Origin of the sequence: Paenibacillus sp. AK121, assembly GCF_019042715.1 — a bacterium.
GTDB classification, from domain to species: domain Bacteria; phylum Bacillota; class Bacilli; order Paenibacillales; family Paenibacillaceae; genus Paenibacillus; species Paenibacillus polymyxa_C.
Genome location: NZ_JAHPJM010000002.1, coordinates 211,987 through 226,570, shown reverse-complemented (window position 1 = coordinate 226,570; position 14,584 = coordinate 211,987). Strand labels below are relative to the sequence as shown.

The 14,584-nt window shown below is 45.8% G+C and carries 11 protein-coding genes; 3 read left to right on the top strand and 8 right to left on the bottom strand.

The window, feature by feature from the left end:
* Window positions 1-188 precede the first annotated feature (188 nt).
* Window positions 189-1,538 (bottom strand): sodium-dependent transporter, encoded by a 1,350-nt coding sequence (locus KSP24_RS04315; RefSeq protein WP_025675755.1) that lies wholly within the window; start codon window positions 1,536-1,538, stop codon window positions 189-191.
* 162 nt (window positions 1,539-1,700) lie between these two features.
* Window positions 1,701-4,253, bottom strand: coding sequence for a DUF2339 domain-containing protein (locus KSP24_RS04310; RefSeq protein WP_216974553.1), 2,553 nt, complete (start codon window positions 4,251-4,253; stop codon window positions 1,701-1,703).
* Window positions 4,254-4,832: 579 nt separating this feature from the next.
* On the opposite strand from KSP24_RS04310, the gene serS reads away from it, so the two are divergent.
* Window positions 4,833-6,122 (top strand): serine--tRNA ligase, encoded by a 1,290-nt coding sequence (serS, locus tag KSP24_RS04305; protein WP_216974552.1) that lies wholly within the window; start codon window positions 4,833-4,835, stop codon window positions 6,120-6,122.
* A 108-nt stretch (window positions 6,123-6,230) separates the two neighbouring features.
* Here the strand turns inward: serS and hmpA are convergent, their stop codons facing one another.
* The gene (gene hmpA / locus KSP24_RS04300) at window positions 6,231-7,460 is read right to left on the bottom strand and encodes an NO-inducible flavohemoprotein (RefSeq protein WP_013373712.1); all 1,230 of its coding nucleotides are present in this window, start codon (window positions 7,458-7,460) and stop codon (window positions 6,231-6,233) included.
* 408 nt (window positions 7,461-7,868) lie between these two features.
* On the opposite strand from hmpA, the gene KSP24_RS04295 reads away from it, so the two are divergent.
* Window positions 7,869-9,410 (top strand): family 43 glycosylhydrolase, encoded by a 1,542-nt coding sequence (locus KSP24_RS04295; RefSeq protein WP_216974551.1) that lies wholly within the window; start codon window positions 7,869-7,871, stop codon window positions 9,408-9,410.
* Window positions 9,411-9,504: 94 nt separating this feature from the next.
* Here KSP24_RS04295 and KSP24_RS04290 read toward each other — a convergent pair whose 3' ends face one another.
* The 5 genes from KSP24_RS04290 to KSP24_RS04270 all read right to left on the bottom strand — a co-directional run bounded on the left by KSP24_RS04290 (window position 9,505) and on the right by KSP24_RS04270 (window position 13,958).
* Window positions 9,505-10,215 carry a GntR family transcriptional regulator gene (locus KSP24_RS04290; protein WP_013373714.1) on the bottom strand — a complete coding sequence of 237 codons (711 nt, stop codon included), beginning with the start codon at window positions 10,213-10,215 and terminating at the stop codon, window positions 9,505-9,507.
* A 206-nt stretch (window positions 10,216-10,421) separates the two neighbouring features.
* Window positions 10,422-11,831: a glycoside hydrolase family 1 protein gene (locus tag KSP24_RS04285; protein WP_216974724.1), complete on the bottom strand. Its 1,410-nt coding sequence runs from the start codon at window positions 11,829-11,831 to the stop codon at window positions 10,422-10,424.
* Between the two features lie 71 nt (window positions 11,832-11,902).
* On the bottom strand, window positions 11,903-13,231 hold the full coding sequence (celB, locus tag KSP24_RS04280; protein ID WP_216974550.1) for a PTS cellobiose transporter subunit IIC: 1,329 nt from the start codon (window positions 13,229-13,231) through the stop codon (window positions 11,903-11,905).
* Window positions 13,232-13,315: 84 nt separating this feature from the next.
* Window positions 13,316-13,648 carry a PTS sugar transporter subunit IIA gene (locus KSP24_RS04275; RefSeq protein ID WP_013373717.1) on the bottom strand — a complete coding sequence of 111 codons (333 nt, stop codon included), beginning with the start codon at window positions 13,646-13,648 and terminating at the stop codon, window positions 13,316-13,318.
* Entirely contained in the window at window positions 13,641-13,958 is a 318-nt protein-coding gene (locus KSP24_RS04270; protein ID WP_013373718.1) for a PTS sugar transporter subunit IIB, read from the bottom strand. Before KSP24_RS04270 ends, KSP24_RS04275 begins: the two co-directional genes overlap by 8 nt.
* A gap of 263 nt (window positions 13,959-14,221) precedes the next feature.
* On the opposite strand from KSP24_RS04270, the gene KSP24_RS04265 reads away from it, so the two are divergent.
* The gene (locus KSP24_RS04265) at window positions 14,222-14,548 is read left to right on the top strand and encodes a hypothetical protein (protein WP_254207598.1); all 327 of its coding nucleotides are present in this window, start codon (window positions 14,222-14,224) and stop codon (window positions 14,546-14,548) included.
* The last annotated feature ends 36 nt before the right edge of the window (window positions 14,549-14,584 follow it).

Below are 14,584 nucleotides of genomic sequence, written 5' to 3'. Positions count from 1 at the left end.
GGTGCCCTGTAGCCTTTTCATTCATTATATAAAACTTCATAATCGTAATGATTTCATTGAAGTTAAAATTAATGACAATGTTTTTATTATATCATTCCTTTCCACAGTTAGGTAACTGCTGATAGATATACAAAAAAAGGCATCCCTTCCCTTAGGAAGAAAATACCTTTTTTTTAAATTCGTATCTATTAAAATTTGATGATCCCTGAGGTATGAAGGAATACCAACAACATCAGGATCGGTGCAACATAGCGAAGGCCGAACAACCATACACGGAACCAGATAGGCTTGAGATTGGCATGCTCGCCAGCAGTTTTCCAGTAGTACCCTGTGAATATAACAATCAGTAAGCCACCAAGTGGCAAGAAGATGTTGGACGCTGTGAAGTCAACAAAGTCAAAGAAGGATTTGTCGCCCACCTTTAACTCTGGAACCAACCCCATAGACAATGCAGAAGGGACACCCAGCAACAGACACAGGATCGATACGATGACAACCGAGCGAACCCGGCCCCAACGGAATCGCTCCATAACATAAGCTACGGGTACCTCCAGCAGGGATACCATAGAGCCTAATGCTGCAACCGCCAGCAATACGAAGAACAAACCACCGAAGAAAGCTCCGAAAGGCATGGCAGAGAATGCAGCCGGTAAAGCAATAAAGACCAAAGACGGTCCTTGGGCAGGGTTAATACCAAAGGAAAAGGTTGTAGGGAAAATGATCATACCTGCGATAAACGCATAAATTAAATCCCCGCCACCAACTGCCAGCATGGCTCCACCCAGCGATTGTCGACGATCCACATAAGCACCATAAGTGACCATGATCCCCATCCCCAGTGAGAGGGAGAAGAAGGCATGTCCCAAAGCAACCAATGCAGACTCAATACTCAGCTTAGAAAAGTCGGGATTCAAAAAGAAGGATACACCCGCACCAGAACCTGGCAACATGAGAGCGTTAATCATCAACACGAGCAACAGGATAACCTTAGCAGGAATCAGAATTTTATTGAACTTTTCAATTCCGTTCGATACCCCTAGGGTAACCACGACTGCTGTAAATGCAAAAACAATTAACAACCACACCAACGGTGCATAGCCGGAAGAAAATGAAGCGAACTGGCCAGCAAAATCATTATTAGAAAACAGACTTCCGCTAAATGCCTCTACAGCATAATGCAGTGTCCATCCTCCTACAATGGCATAGAACGACAAAATAACAAACGGCACGATAACAAACATAATGCTCATCTTGCCCCAAATTGGATGTCCGCCTACTTTCACCATTGCAGAGGCAGCACTTCCTCGACCTGCACGACCAAGCGCAAGCTCTGCTAAAAGCACAGGCAAACCAACAAGCAACAAGCAGACAATAAACAACAAGAAAAATGCAGCTCCGCCATATTGTCCGGTAATATACGGAAATTTCCAGATGTTACCTAGTCCTGCCGCACTCCCGATCGCTGCCAAAATGAATCCAGCCGACGAGAAGCGTTCATTCTTATCAGACAGGTTATTCTTCCCCTTGCCCAAATTCATGGTATCCCCCTCATTCTCTCTACTTACGCATAAACTTGAGCATGCGTACATAAATAATTTTTTCTCATTATAGCGTAAGTAGGATGTAAGGTCATGCATAATTTTTCACTATTACCGGATTTATTTTCATAATGTTCGGTATCTACACAATACAACAAAAAACTACATTTTTTCTTCAGTATCCTTCTTAATAATGGTCTCTCCCATACGATTGGATACTTTTTGGTAAATATACGAAATGGCCAGCAATACAACCCCAAAGGAGAAATAGGCTACAATAGTGCTTCCTGACGTTAACAGATGTAGATCGTACAAAAGCAGCTTACCTGTCGATAGCAGGGTCAAACCCAATCCAAATCGACGGATGTAGACCACTCGTTTGAGGAAGCCGTATACAATATACAAAATAGCCAGCAGCAGATACACCAGACTGAACACAAGACCTGCGTCTCCCAGACGGAACTGAACTCCGAGAAAGGCGGTAATGATACCCAACAAATATACTCCCATAATGACCGGATACAGCTCATTACTTCTATACTGTCGAGTCATCAGTGCGTTTAGGAAGTCCCTGCTGCTGAAGAATACCAGTACATTAAAGGCTGCCAGTACAATTAACGCCACGTAATCAGCAGCCGTATTCTGCGCGTAATCCTCATGCAAGGTTGGAATCGCTACGGTAACCACCAATGCCAGCGCGTAGCCTATGACGTACAATGTCAAGCTATAGTATTTAATCACCCGATCGTACAGTAGCTTCACTTTAGGCAGGAAATAAGCTAACACCAGAGATACGCAGGTGAACAACAATACCTTGTACAAGGTGTAATGTGCAAACTCATCGGATACGACGATGTTATACCAATGACCAGCTTCATACAAAAGATAGAGGTACACGTTCACCAAAGCTACATACTTAAATCCTTGCATGATATGCATTTCGTACAAACGATTGTTTTTGAAAGCATTCGGACGGCTAAATTCAATCGCATAAAAGACAGTAACGATCAACATTCCCAATGTAATGAGCGTATATTTGAGCCCAAAATAATCCGTCTCAAAGCCTGATAACAGATATATAGGGAAATCGATGAAAAAGAATGCGCCCAGACACAGTCCTAGAATGCCCCAGCCTGCACGCTCTAATTCCTTCAAGCGATAGCGATGTCCATATAATGTGAGGAGCACTGCCTCGATTAACCAGCCCATGGACAACCATCTGACTCCAAACTGGAACGGAATCATGAGAATGGCAAAGGTCAATGATGTCGCATAAAATAGTATTTTGGTTTGTTTCTCCTCTGGAATATATCGACGAACCCATTGGCCCAAGCCCCCATACACCAAGCAAAAGACGAGTGCCAGCAATCCTTTGTAATCATCCAGGCCTGCATCACCGAACAGAGAATACAGAACGGAACAGCTCACGACTGTATTCAGAGCCAACAGGGAGAAATCCAGCCATGATAGTTTTGTTTTGAATCGGAACGGCACCCACAGTGTCATCCCGAGATACATCGCAAATGTAATGATTGCATACAGCATGCTGGCTATGGTGCTGTCTGATAACCACGTGAGTACAACCATTAATGGGGTATTGAGTAGAAAGCTGATATATTGCACGATGACCCACCGTTTGCGGAAGGATACGAGCAGGATCAACAGGTTCAGCAGGAATAGATAACCCATCGCAATATACACGGCGTTTCCTTCCAACCCGTTTGCAGCCATATAAGAAAACAACGGGAGATATCCTCCTACTAAACCGAAGGAACATATCGTTCGAGACTCATATCTTAATGACAACAGCACAGCGGTCACCGTAACTAGAACGGACAAGCCTATGCCTGTATACATTCCTATGATTTCTAGCAAAAAGTAGCTATAAAATATGGACCCGTACAGTACAGAAATACCGCCGCCCAAAATACCGAGCGCAAAGGTCTGCTTCTGCTTGCGATACAACCACTCGCCGCCGCCCAACATTAGCGCTCCTAGCAAAAAGAAGGCAACGCCCTTCATATTTCCTGTAAACCAGTTTGAGTATGAGTATTTAAAAGCGGCTCCCACACCCAAGATAATAAGCAAAATTCCTAGCTTGTTAATCCAGTTCAATCCCAGCATCATTTCAAACTGATTCTGCTTCATACGCTTCTGCATCGTTTCTTCGCTGATCTCTTCTTCCCCGAGTTGATGGAGCTCGTATGCCGTCTGATGAAGCAATTTGCGCTCTGCCTCCTGAAACCGCCTGCGTTGCTCCATGATCCGGTCACGAATCTCCTCTGAGAATAGCCTCAGTCTAGCGACGATCTCATCCTGATCCTCTTTAAGCTCATGAGTGGTTTGCTGAATAAGCTGGTCCACCCGGTTTTTAGCCCCATACTCAATGGATGTCAGCCGATTTTCCCCTTCTGCGGTTCTGGAAGCAAAATAGGTCTCCAGCTTTTCCCGCGAAATGCGAATCATATTCGCCTTTTCGCTCAGCATTTGCTCTGTCAGCGCAGTACGCAGCTTTCCATTTTCCTGCTCAATATGTCGTACCCGCTCTTCCAAATGAATGCAGCGAGCCTGATAATCCTCGAACTTTTTTCGCAGCACCTCATTCTCCAGAATGATATCTGAAGCTTCGTAATCTGCAATTAATGTTTGATACTCCTTGAGCAGCTTATTCTGTTCTTGGCGGATCGTATGTAAACGATCTTTAAAATCCTCCATGTTCTCCTCCATCGCTGTTCGTTTTGGTAATCAATACATTTTACATGAAATTAAAATAGCATTATAGAGACTATAGCCCATTTTGAACGCTGAATTGAGGCTATTACTTAAATATTCTTCCAGTTTCATCATCGCAGATGAAGTAGAATGGATATACATAAGAAATAAAGCCTACCTTTCCTCTTCGCAAACATGAAATCCGAATTATTTACACTGTGTATTTATTTTTCTTGGAAAGATCATGTTGAAAAAGGGAAGTAATCCAATGTACAGACTCACGCCCTTGATTAACTTGCCAAAAATCCGTATACTAACAAAAAAGCAAACGACATTATGCCTATGAAGAGCATCCAACTCGGAGGCGTTTACGCCAAGGATTATACGTTAGTGTACGATATGGCGATATGTTCCTAAGTAAACCGGACCCGCCCGTTAAAGCGGAGCAAAGTGGATTGGAGAGTCATGACATCAGTCATGCTGTCCGGTCAATTTGGGTGGCACCGCGAGATCAAAGCGCTCCTCGTCCCATGTGGATGAGGGCGCTTTTTGTATTTTTATCCGAAGAAGGAGTGCGGTGTCATGTTGGATATCAAATGGATCAGAGAGCATCAAGAGCAAGTTCAGAGAGCAGCAGACGACAAAGGAATACAGGTATCGGTCGCAGAACTGTTAACCCTGGATGATCGGAGAAAGCAGTTGCTTCAGGAAGTAGAACAGCTTCGTCAGACACGCAATCAGTGCAGTCAGGATATTGGGGCACTGATTCATGCCGGAAAGAATGAACAGGCGGAACGGGCTAAGCGGCAGGTTAAAGAAATTAACGGACGACTAGATCTTCTGGAAGTTCCGCAACAGGAAGTAGAGGAACAGTTTCAACAGCTTTTGCTTCTGATGCCTAATATCGTATCGCCAGATACGCCATGGGGAAGAACGGATGAAGATAATGTAGAATTGGAGCGGGTCGGGACGATACCTGACTTTGGATTTGAACCCAAGGATCACATGACGCTCGGCCAGCTTCACAACCTGATCGACGTGCCTCGCGGTGTCAAAACAGCCGGTACCCGTAACTACTATCTGACGGGGGCTGGGGTGGCGTTGCACCGGGCTGTGCAGCAGCTTGCTGTTGATCTGCTAAGCGAACGAGGATTTCAGCTGCTGGACGTTCCATTAATGGTACGCTCCGAGGCAATGCGCAGCACTGGCTTTTTCCCGCTTGGATTGGATCAGACGTACCGCATCGCAGGGGAGGATCAATGGCTTGTAGGCACCTCGGAAGTTCCGCTGGTCTCGTATTACAGCGGTGAGATTGTGGACGTTACAGACCCGATTCGGCTGGCGGCGGTATCCGTATGCTTCCGCAACGAGGTCGGCTCGGCCGGAAGGGACGTGCACGGACTGTATCGTGTGCACCAGTTTGCCAAAGTGGAGCAGGTCATCATCTGTGAGGCGAGCCTGGACGCTTCAGAGCAGATGTTTCAGGAGATTACGCATAATGCGGAAGATTTGCTTCAACTGTTGGAGCTGCCTTACCGCAAGATGGCTGTCTGTACAGGCGACATGTCGCAAAAAACCTACAAGCAGGTGGACATTGAGACATGGATGCCTAGTCGACAGTCTTACGGCGAAACACACTCGTCGTCCCAGCTGCTTGATTTTCAGGCGCGTCGTTCCAACATCCGGTACCGTAACGCGGACGGCAAGCTACAATATTGTTACACACTCAACAATACAGCGGTCGCTTCGCCTCGGATATTGATCCCGCTGCTAGAGCATCACCAACAAGAGGACGGTTCGATCCGCATTCCAGAAGCTTTACGTCAGTATATGCCGCAGCATATGGATTTTTTGCGTGTGCCCACGTCATGAAAATATGGGCACACTCTGAAGAAGCGTAGAGACAAATGAGTAGGATTTCCTCACAGTAATAAACACAAAAAAGACGAAGGACAACGATCCTTCGTCTTTTTTAATGTCTCACTGCGCTTCTGCTTCCCATGCACTGGCAGGACCAAAAAATTCATAGTGGATATCCGATGCAGGGATATTCCACTCCTTCAACAGGCCGTATACCGATTGCATAAATCCCACAGGGCCGCAAAAGTAATATTGGGCATTACGTTCCGGTATTACGGATTGCAGCCAAGCCAGATCCAAACGTCCTTCCTTGTGAAAAGCCTGGGCTAGACGATCCTGCTCGGTTGGTCTGCTGTAGCACCACCGAACGGCCGCCTGTGCATGTGTGGCGACCAGCTTTTCCACCTCATTACGCAGAGCATGGTTATCTCCGTTGACCGCTGCGTGGACAAAGGTGACGGGCCGATCTGGAGCAGACTTCACCAAGGAAGCCAACATACTGACCATCGGGGTTAGCCCGACTCCACCGCTAATCAATACAACAGGTCTGCGATCTGTCTGATCCAGCGTAAAATCACCCGCAGGTGCAGACACCCGCAGCACATCGCCCTCCTGCACCTGCTCATGCAGATACACAGATACTTTACCCGCTGGGCGAGACCCGACGGCGTCCTCGCGTTTTACGGATATCCGGTAGTAAGGTTGGCCCGGTGCATCGGAAAGGCTATACTGACGGATGTGGGTGTTATGTTCACCCGGGATCTGCATCTGCAGACTGATATATTGCCCAGGCTCGAATGCAGGCAGCACCTGTCCATCCTGCGGCACCAGATAAAAGGACGTAATCTGGTCGCTTTCCTTAACCTTTTTCTGCACAACAAAGTTCTTGAAGTCTGACCAGCCTCCCTGCTGCTGTTCAGCGTTCTTGTACATTTCAGCTTCCACATCTATAAATACATTCGCAATCACACCATAGGCTTCGGCCCATGCGTTGATGATCTCATCTGTTGCTGCATCCCCTAGCACGTCCTTGATCGCAGCGAGCAGATATTTCCCGACGATAGGATAATGCTCTGGCTTAATCCCCAAACTACGATGCTTATGTGCAATCTGACGTACCACCGGAAGAATTTCCTCCAGACGGTCAATGTGCTGTGCAGCCGCATATACAGCATTGGCCAACGCACCTTGTTGACGTCCTTGCTTCTGATTCGCGTGATTAAATATATTGAGAAGCTCGGGATGGGCCTCGAACATCATCTGGTAAAAACGCTTGGTGATCGTAGTTCCGTGTACCTCCAAAACAGGTACAGTCGATTTGATCGTTGCAATGGTTTGCTCACTTAACATCGTAGTATCCCTCTTCTCTCCAAAATAAGATGAAAAATAGTGTATTAACATAGTTCCCTTTTGTTAACCCTCAATTAAAGCAAGTATACCCACATAAAGCAATCGTTTATGTGATTCCAGTCACTTTAAATTTGAAATAATTCATGATCGTGTCAATGACAAAGCGCACAATCATATACATTTCCGGTGTAGATAATAGCACATCCACAAGTAGGCAAAAGAGACGCTCCTTTTAAACTTAGCCGACCGCCGTTCCCATTTTCATTCAGTACCGATTCCAATTTCTGATTCGAAAGATTTCAATTTATTCCACTTGTAAACGCTTCCTGTTAAGATAGAATCAAAGATGAGGTGCCGGACAAGCCCTTCTGGCCCATCCTATCCGTGTTAAAGGAGGCAGATGATATCGTGAAGTGGATCAGCAACAGCAAATCGTTAGCCGCATGGATTTGTATTATACTCGCAGTGGTCGGTGCAGGTCTTCAACCTGATGCGGTACATGCCAATACTACAGGCGTTACGCAAGCAACCTATGGGAGCGAGATGAACCCATCGCTGAATGGTATAGACGCCGCTAATGCAGAACTTTCCTTGAGTGCAATAGCAAGCACAGCCATTACGAACGGAACAGATTGGAAAGACACCGCAGGTAACCCGATTCAGGCAAACAGCGGAAATATCCTAAAAGTAGGCTCCACTTATTATTGGTACGGCGAGCATGCTGAGAACTGGAAATTTGAAAAAGTGAACGTATACACCTCAACCGATTTGAAAAATTGGTCCTTCCGCAGTAGTATTCTCACCAAAGATTCCGCCCCTGAGCTGAATTCAAGCAAAATTGAGCGTCCCAAAGTCATTTACAACAAATCCACCGGAAAATATGTACTATGGGCACATTATGAAAATGGCACAGACTACTCACTCGGTCGCGTAGCTGTTGCCACCAGCGATACACCCGACGGGAATTTCACCTACCAAGGCAGCTTCCGCCCGCTGAATTATGAGTCTCGTGATATGACGGTATTTACGGATACTGACGGTAGCGGCTACCTCATTACAGCTTCCCGTAAAAATGGCGGCGCCAACGATACGATGGCGATCTTCAAGCTGACGGCCGACTATACAGGCGTGCAGTCGTTCGTTAGCTGGATTTTTGAAAATGGTTATCGTGAAGCGCCTGCTGTTGTGAAAAAGAACAACACCTACTACCTGTTTACCTCACAGGCATCCGGCTGGTATCCGAATCAGGGTGCTTATGCAACCGCCAGCTCCATGACTGGAAGCTGGTCTGCTTTGTCGCCTTTCGGCGATCCGGCGGCTTATGGCTCGCAAATCCACTCCATCGCCACAATTACAGGCAGCACTGGAACCAGCTACATCTATATGGGCGACCGCTGGAACCCGCTCAATCTGAGCGATCACAAATTCATCTGGTTGCCACTGACCTTGAATGATGCTAATAAAACGGCAACCCTCAATTGGTACAGTAGTTGGGATTTGGATGCTGCCACAGGCAAGGTCATCCTGCCTTCTCTTGTGAATCACGCGCAAGGCAAAACAGCAACTGCCAGCTCAGCCGCCTCCGCTTCTCCGGCTTCACTGGCGAACGATGGCAACCCTCAAACTTCATGGAAGGCTACATCTGCATCCTGGCCTGCATGGTGGCAGGTCGATTTGGCCAGTACCAAGACGATTAGCGAAGTGAATATTTCATGGTTTATGTACAAAGGATCTGAGGCATATTACAAGTATAAAATCGAGTATAGTACGGATGGTGTTCATTATTCCACCATTGACCGCACAAGCAATACCACATATGGCTTTACCAGTGACAAAGTTAACTTCCAAGCCCGTTACGTGCGCATCAATCTTGTTAATGCGGTGTTATTTAATAATCCAAACAACTGGTACACCCCAACGGTGCATGAAGTCAGGTTGCTTGGTCATTAACTTGCTTCATTAAAAAAGAACAGGCAGGAGAATCCCATATTAGATAGGCTTCTTCTGCCATGTTTGCTTTACCACCTGTTTCGTACTCATTCGCTCAACGTATCCGATTTACTGTGGTAAACACAAATTTATCATACCGATGCCGTGAGAATGAGTATTCAAACGGTATACCCGTATCCAGATAACCTACCTGCTCAATTTCTAAAACCGGATCATCCGCACCGCAATCCAAATGTTCCCAATCTAGCTCGGTCGACTTGGACGCACGGATGGTACGATGTGAACTGACAATATTAAGGCCCAGCTCCTCCTTAATATGTTTGTACACTGAGCCGTGCAACACCTGCTCGGTAATACCGCTGATCAGCTTGGTAGGCATGTATGTGCGCTCTATCACATACGGCTCTCCTTCTACAATACGAAGACGGACTACATGATACACAGGAGAATTGGCATCAATAAATAGATGCGCCGCTACCTCTTCAGATGGAAATTGAACGTCAAAGGCTATGATTTTACTTTTGATTTCTTTCCCGCGCAGTACGTTGGTCAGCCCCAGCATTTCATTCACAACGACATTAACCGGACCATTGTAGACCGATTTGACGATAAAGGTTCCGTGTCCTCTTTTACGATTCAACAGCCCTTCCGACACCAACGTATCCAATGCCCTCTTAATCGTCATCCGACTTACCCGGAACTCACTGGCCAGTGAAATTTCATCGGGGATCGGATCATCACTGCTATAGGTCTTATCTATAATACGCTTCTTGACCTCTTGTGCAATCCGTTGGTATTTATTCATCTGTCTACCACCTGTACTAAAATTTGTTTTATGTCAGCATTTTACCAAAAACATCGGTAGCGCTGGTTCTTTTGGTTCTGCAGGCGGGGACATCGAGGTATTATGGTATAAGTAAGTATACCGAACAATATACTTTCTCACCAGCAGTATACAGGGTAACTCGGCTTGGTGATAAAAAAAGGTGGTCCAGAGGACCACCCACCACCTTAGAATCCGTTATTTTCGATCACTTGCTTGAACCAGTGCCCACTCTGTTTAACGGATCTTTTGCCTTCGTTCTGAAGGTCGACAGATACGAAGCCATAGCGATTTTTATAAGCGTTCGTCCAGGACCAGTTGTCCATAAATGTCCATAAGTGATAACCTTTTACTTTGGAGCCTTCTGAGATGGCACGTTGGACCCATTTGAGATGCTCACGGATAAAATCAATGCGATAGTCATCATGGATCATGCCGTTTTCATCCCTGAATTTTTCTTCACCTTGAACACCCATTCCGTTTTCTGAAATGAAGCATTCAATGTTTCCATAATTCTCCCTGACGTTGGTCAGAATGTCGTAAATGCCCTTCTCATAAATCTCCCAGCCTCGCATCTCATTCATCTTACGACCAGGCATGGCGTAATAATCGAAGAATCGTTCCGGCACAAAAGGCGCATCTGGATTCGGAAGACTTTCGCGAGCCTTGACTCTGCGCGGCTGATAATAGTTAATCCCCAGCAGGTCCACAGTGCCTTGACGTATAATCTCCCGGTCTCCGTCTTCCATGTTTGGTACGAATCCCTCTTGGCGTAACAACTCCACGAGCAAAGGATTAAATTCTCCCGTCACAGATGGGTCTAAAAAGGAACGGTTAAAGAACGCGTCGCATATTTCAGCAGCCTGCACGTCTGCCGGGTGCTGGCTACGCGGATAAGTTGGCGTCAGGTTCAAAATAATACCAATTTTGCCCTTGTAACCGCCTTCTCTGTAAGCCTTAATGGCACTCGCGCTCGATAGCAGGGTATGATATCCCACCTGTACAGCTTTCCCGAAATCCACTTCATTTGGATAGTGGAAATCGTACAGATAGCCGCCTTCCACCGGGACAATCGGCTCGTTATGTGTAAACCATTTGGCTACACGATCCCCGAATAGCTCAAAGCAAGTGTTAGTGTAATCCACGTAAGCTTCGACCGTCTCCCGGTTTACCCAGCCTCCTTTCTCCTGTAAAGCCATCGGCAAATCAAAATGATACAGATTCACAAACGGCTCAATCCCTGCCTTATGCAACTCTGCAATGACGGCATTATAGAATTGAACCGCCTTCTGGTTCAATTCACCTCTTCCTGCCGGAAACAGGCGTGACCAGGAAATGGAGAACCGGAAGGAGTTATGGCCAAGCTCTTTCATGAGTGCAATATCTTCTTTGTAACGAGTATAGAAGCGGGATGTATCGCCAGGTCCCACCCCGTCATAAAAACGGTTTGGCTCCTGTTCAAACCAATAATCCCAGATGTTCGGTCCTTTGCCGTCTCCCTCCACGGTTCCTTCTGTCTGGGTCGCCGAGGCTGATGACCCCCACCAGAAGTCGGATGGAAAACAGTATTGAATGGCTTGCTGCTCTGTATCTTTCATTTCGGTATGATTCACAGCTCTACTCCTCTCTCTTCTGCAATGAATAAGCCGCTAGTTCAGGCTCATTCACACTACATTCCAACAGTTTGATCCTTACCTGCAATGGCTGCTTGGTTAATCTCCTCTTCCTGCTCTTTACGGACGTTCATTCGATCAATAAATTTCAGGAATGGGAACCAAATGACAAAAACGACAGCCATATTAAACAACTGCAGTACGCCTCCCATTAGAGATCCCGTAGCCATCATTCCACTAAAGAACAACGGCATCGTCCAAGGGACCTGTATTCCGTTAGGCGGTGGTACAAGCCCGGTGGACATCGCGAAGTAAGTAATCAGCGTAACGATCATTGGAGCAATGACCCATGGGACAAAAATAAGCGGATTCATCACAATCGGCAAACCGAAAATGACGGGTTCATTGACATTGAATAGACCTGGTCCAATGGCCAACTTACTGACCTGCTTCAATTGCTTGCTCTTTAGGAAGATCAGAATCGTGAGCACGACTGCCAATGTCATACCTGTACCACCGATACCTACGGTATAAATATCCACAAACTGCTTGGTGATAATATGCGGCAGTTCTGCTCCTTTGGAGTACGCTTCGTAGTTTTCAAGTGCCAGCGTATTCCAGATCGGTTCCATGACTGAGTTGATAATAATCTGACCATGAAGCCCAAAGAACCATAAAAGCTGAACAAAGAAAATAGCAATTAATGTAGGTACAATACCACTGCCCAAATGCACCAGAGGTGCCTGTACAGCATGATAAATCAGATCATGCAAGTTATTATGAAGAGTCAGTGTAACTACAACATTAACGATCAAAAATATGCCCAATGTGATACACGCCGGAAGCAAAGCGGCAAACGATTTGGCAACAGCTGGCGGAACGCCTGGAGGCATTTTGATAACAATGTTCCGCTGTGTCACTCTTCGATAAATTTCAGCAGCTATAAAAGCAACGATCATGCCAAGGAACATGCCTTTGGCCCCAATTCGATCCAACGGAATGACACCAGCAATCGTGGCACCGCTTTCTTGTGTCAGCACAAATGGGGTGAGCATCAAGAAGCTGACCAACGCGATCATGCCGCCGAATATGGGCTCCACCTTATAACTTCGGGATAAATAATAGCCGATCCCGACAACTACGAATAAGGTCATGATGTTCAGGGTGGCACTCGGCGCAATGTTCAGCAGACTGTTAAAAGTCGCATAATTACCGTCACCCATCCAACCTTTGAGAAACGGCAGATTGATAATAACGACAATGATGGAGCCAAAAACTGTTAATGGAAATGACAACATAAATGCATCACGCAGTACAGTAAGATAGCGGTTGTTGTTCAGTTTACCGGCAATAGGTATCAGTATCCGGCTTAATTTTTCAAACAAAGCCTATTCCTCCCCGCGAAGTGACTTGCATCAATAGGGTTGCAAGCATTTCATGTCCCAAAATTCACAATTTTACAGGTCCTGCTATAAACTTCTGGATTTGAACAGCTCCAGTAGTTCTTTAACCAGATCCTTCATGGTAACCGTGGACATCAGATGATCCTCGGCATGCATCAGAAGGAGCGAAAAGGGAGTTTGAGTACCTCCCGCTTCCTTCTTAACCATTTGAAAATGGATATCATGTGCAGCACGTAAATCTTGCTTGGCTTCTTTGAGCAGTTCGTCCGCACCTTCTACATTTTCATTTCGGTATTCAGTCAGCGCTTGAATTACTTTACTGCGAGCGCTTCCACTGTGAAGAATAAGTTGGAAACTAATTTGCTCTTCCGTCAGTTCAGCTATATTGATCTTATCCATTTTTGCGTTCCACCAGCTTTACGGCCTGTTCATAGGCTTTCTTACCGTCAACCATTCCGTAGGCCATCATGTCGATCACTTCTACATGAATACCATATTGAGATGCTTCCTTTTCCAGTTGTCCTTTAAGAAAACTCATTTGCGGGCCAATCAATACCGCGTCAGCCTTAGCCATATCTTCTGCCGCCTGATCTTGACCTACTGCCCAAATTTCAGCCTCATCTCCAATGGACTTAGCATATTCCTGCATCTTGGTAACCAGCAAACTTGTAGACATACCTGAGCTGCACGCCAGTAAAATTTTCTTCATGATTATTCCTTCCCTTCAAGGTCTGATTGGATGATAACTACTAGAAAACGTTTACAGCGTAATTATAAATCCGCTTTTCGCATTTGTCTATACATTTAACATATATGTATAGACTTTTTTTAAAATGACACATTTTCTTCTTTTTTTGAAAAATGAACTGATATTATCTTAAATCTCTCAATAATAATCGTTTCTCACTATAAGAGATGTGCGAGGCTTAGCGAGCAGCGGCATCAAGCACTTCAGGATTGCACGCAGGATATATGAGGAAGCACCCAGAACGCTACGTTGCTGCGGTACTACCGGAGCTTCGCTTTGAGGATGAACAGTTTTGTCTGCCCAGTTTCTGTTTAGGTATAGTGATCGACTCGACTATGAGTTTTCATAAAAATACGGTACACGAACTGCTACGAGTGGCTTCAGAGGAAGTCCGCATTTTTCCTCTGACCGATTTAACAGGCACTCGTTACGATCTGCTAGATCGTTTGATTCTTGAGCTGGAGGCAGAAGGCTTACGGGTGACGGAGGCCAAGGTCCCGTATGAGTTTATGCGTAACGGCAACTCTCTGTTGAGCATCCGTCAGGTTTAGAGCTTTCACACACTGAAAATTAGAAAAAATTTGAAT

Bases quoted from the DNA above. Each gene is read 5' to 3' on its own strand.
- KSP24_RS04315 (WP_025675755.1), bottom strand. From the start codon at position 1,538: ATGAATTTGGGCAAGGGGAAGAATAACCTGTCTGATAAGAATGAACGC.
- KSP24_RS04275 (WP_013373717.1), bottom strand. From the start codon at position 13,648: ATGGATAAGATCAATATAGCTGAACTGACGGAAGAGCAAATTAGTTTC.
- KSP24_RS04270 (WP_013373718.1), bottom strand. From the start codon at position 13,958: ATGAAGAAAATTTTACTGGCGTGCAGCTCAGGTATGTCTACAAGTTTG.
- KSP24_RS04290 (WP_013373714.1), bottom strand. From the start codon at position 10,215: ATGAATAAATACCAACGGATTGCACAAGAGGTCAAGAAGCGTATTATA.
- KSP24_RS04310 (WP_216974553.1), bottom strand. From the start codon at position 4,253: ATGGAGGATTTTAAAGATCGTTTACATACGATCCGCCAAGAACAGAAT.
- KSP24_RS04285 (WP_216974724.1), bottom strand. From the start codon at position 11,831: ATGAAAGATACAGAGCAGCAAGCCATTCAATACTGTTTTCCATCCGAC.
- serS (WP_216974552.1), top strand. From the start codon at position 4,833: ATGTTGGATATCAAATGGATCAGAGAGCATCAAGAGCAAGTTCAGAGA.
- hmpA (WP_013373712.1), bottom strand. From the start codon at position 7,460: ATGTTAAGTGAGCAAACCATTGCAACGATCAAATCGACTGTACCTGTT.
- KSP24_RS04265 (WP_254207598.1), top strand. From the start codon at position 14,222: ATGAGGAAGCACCCAGAACGCTACGTTGCTGCGGTACTACCGGAGCTT.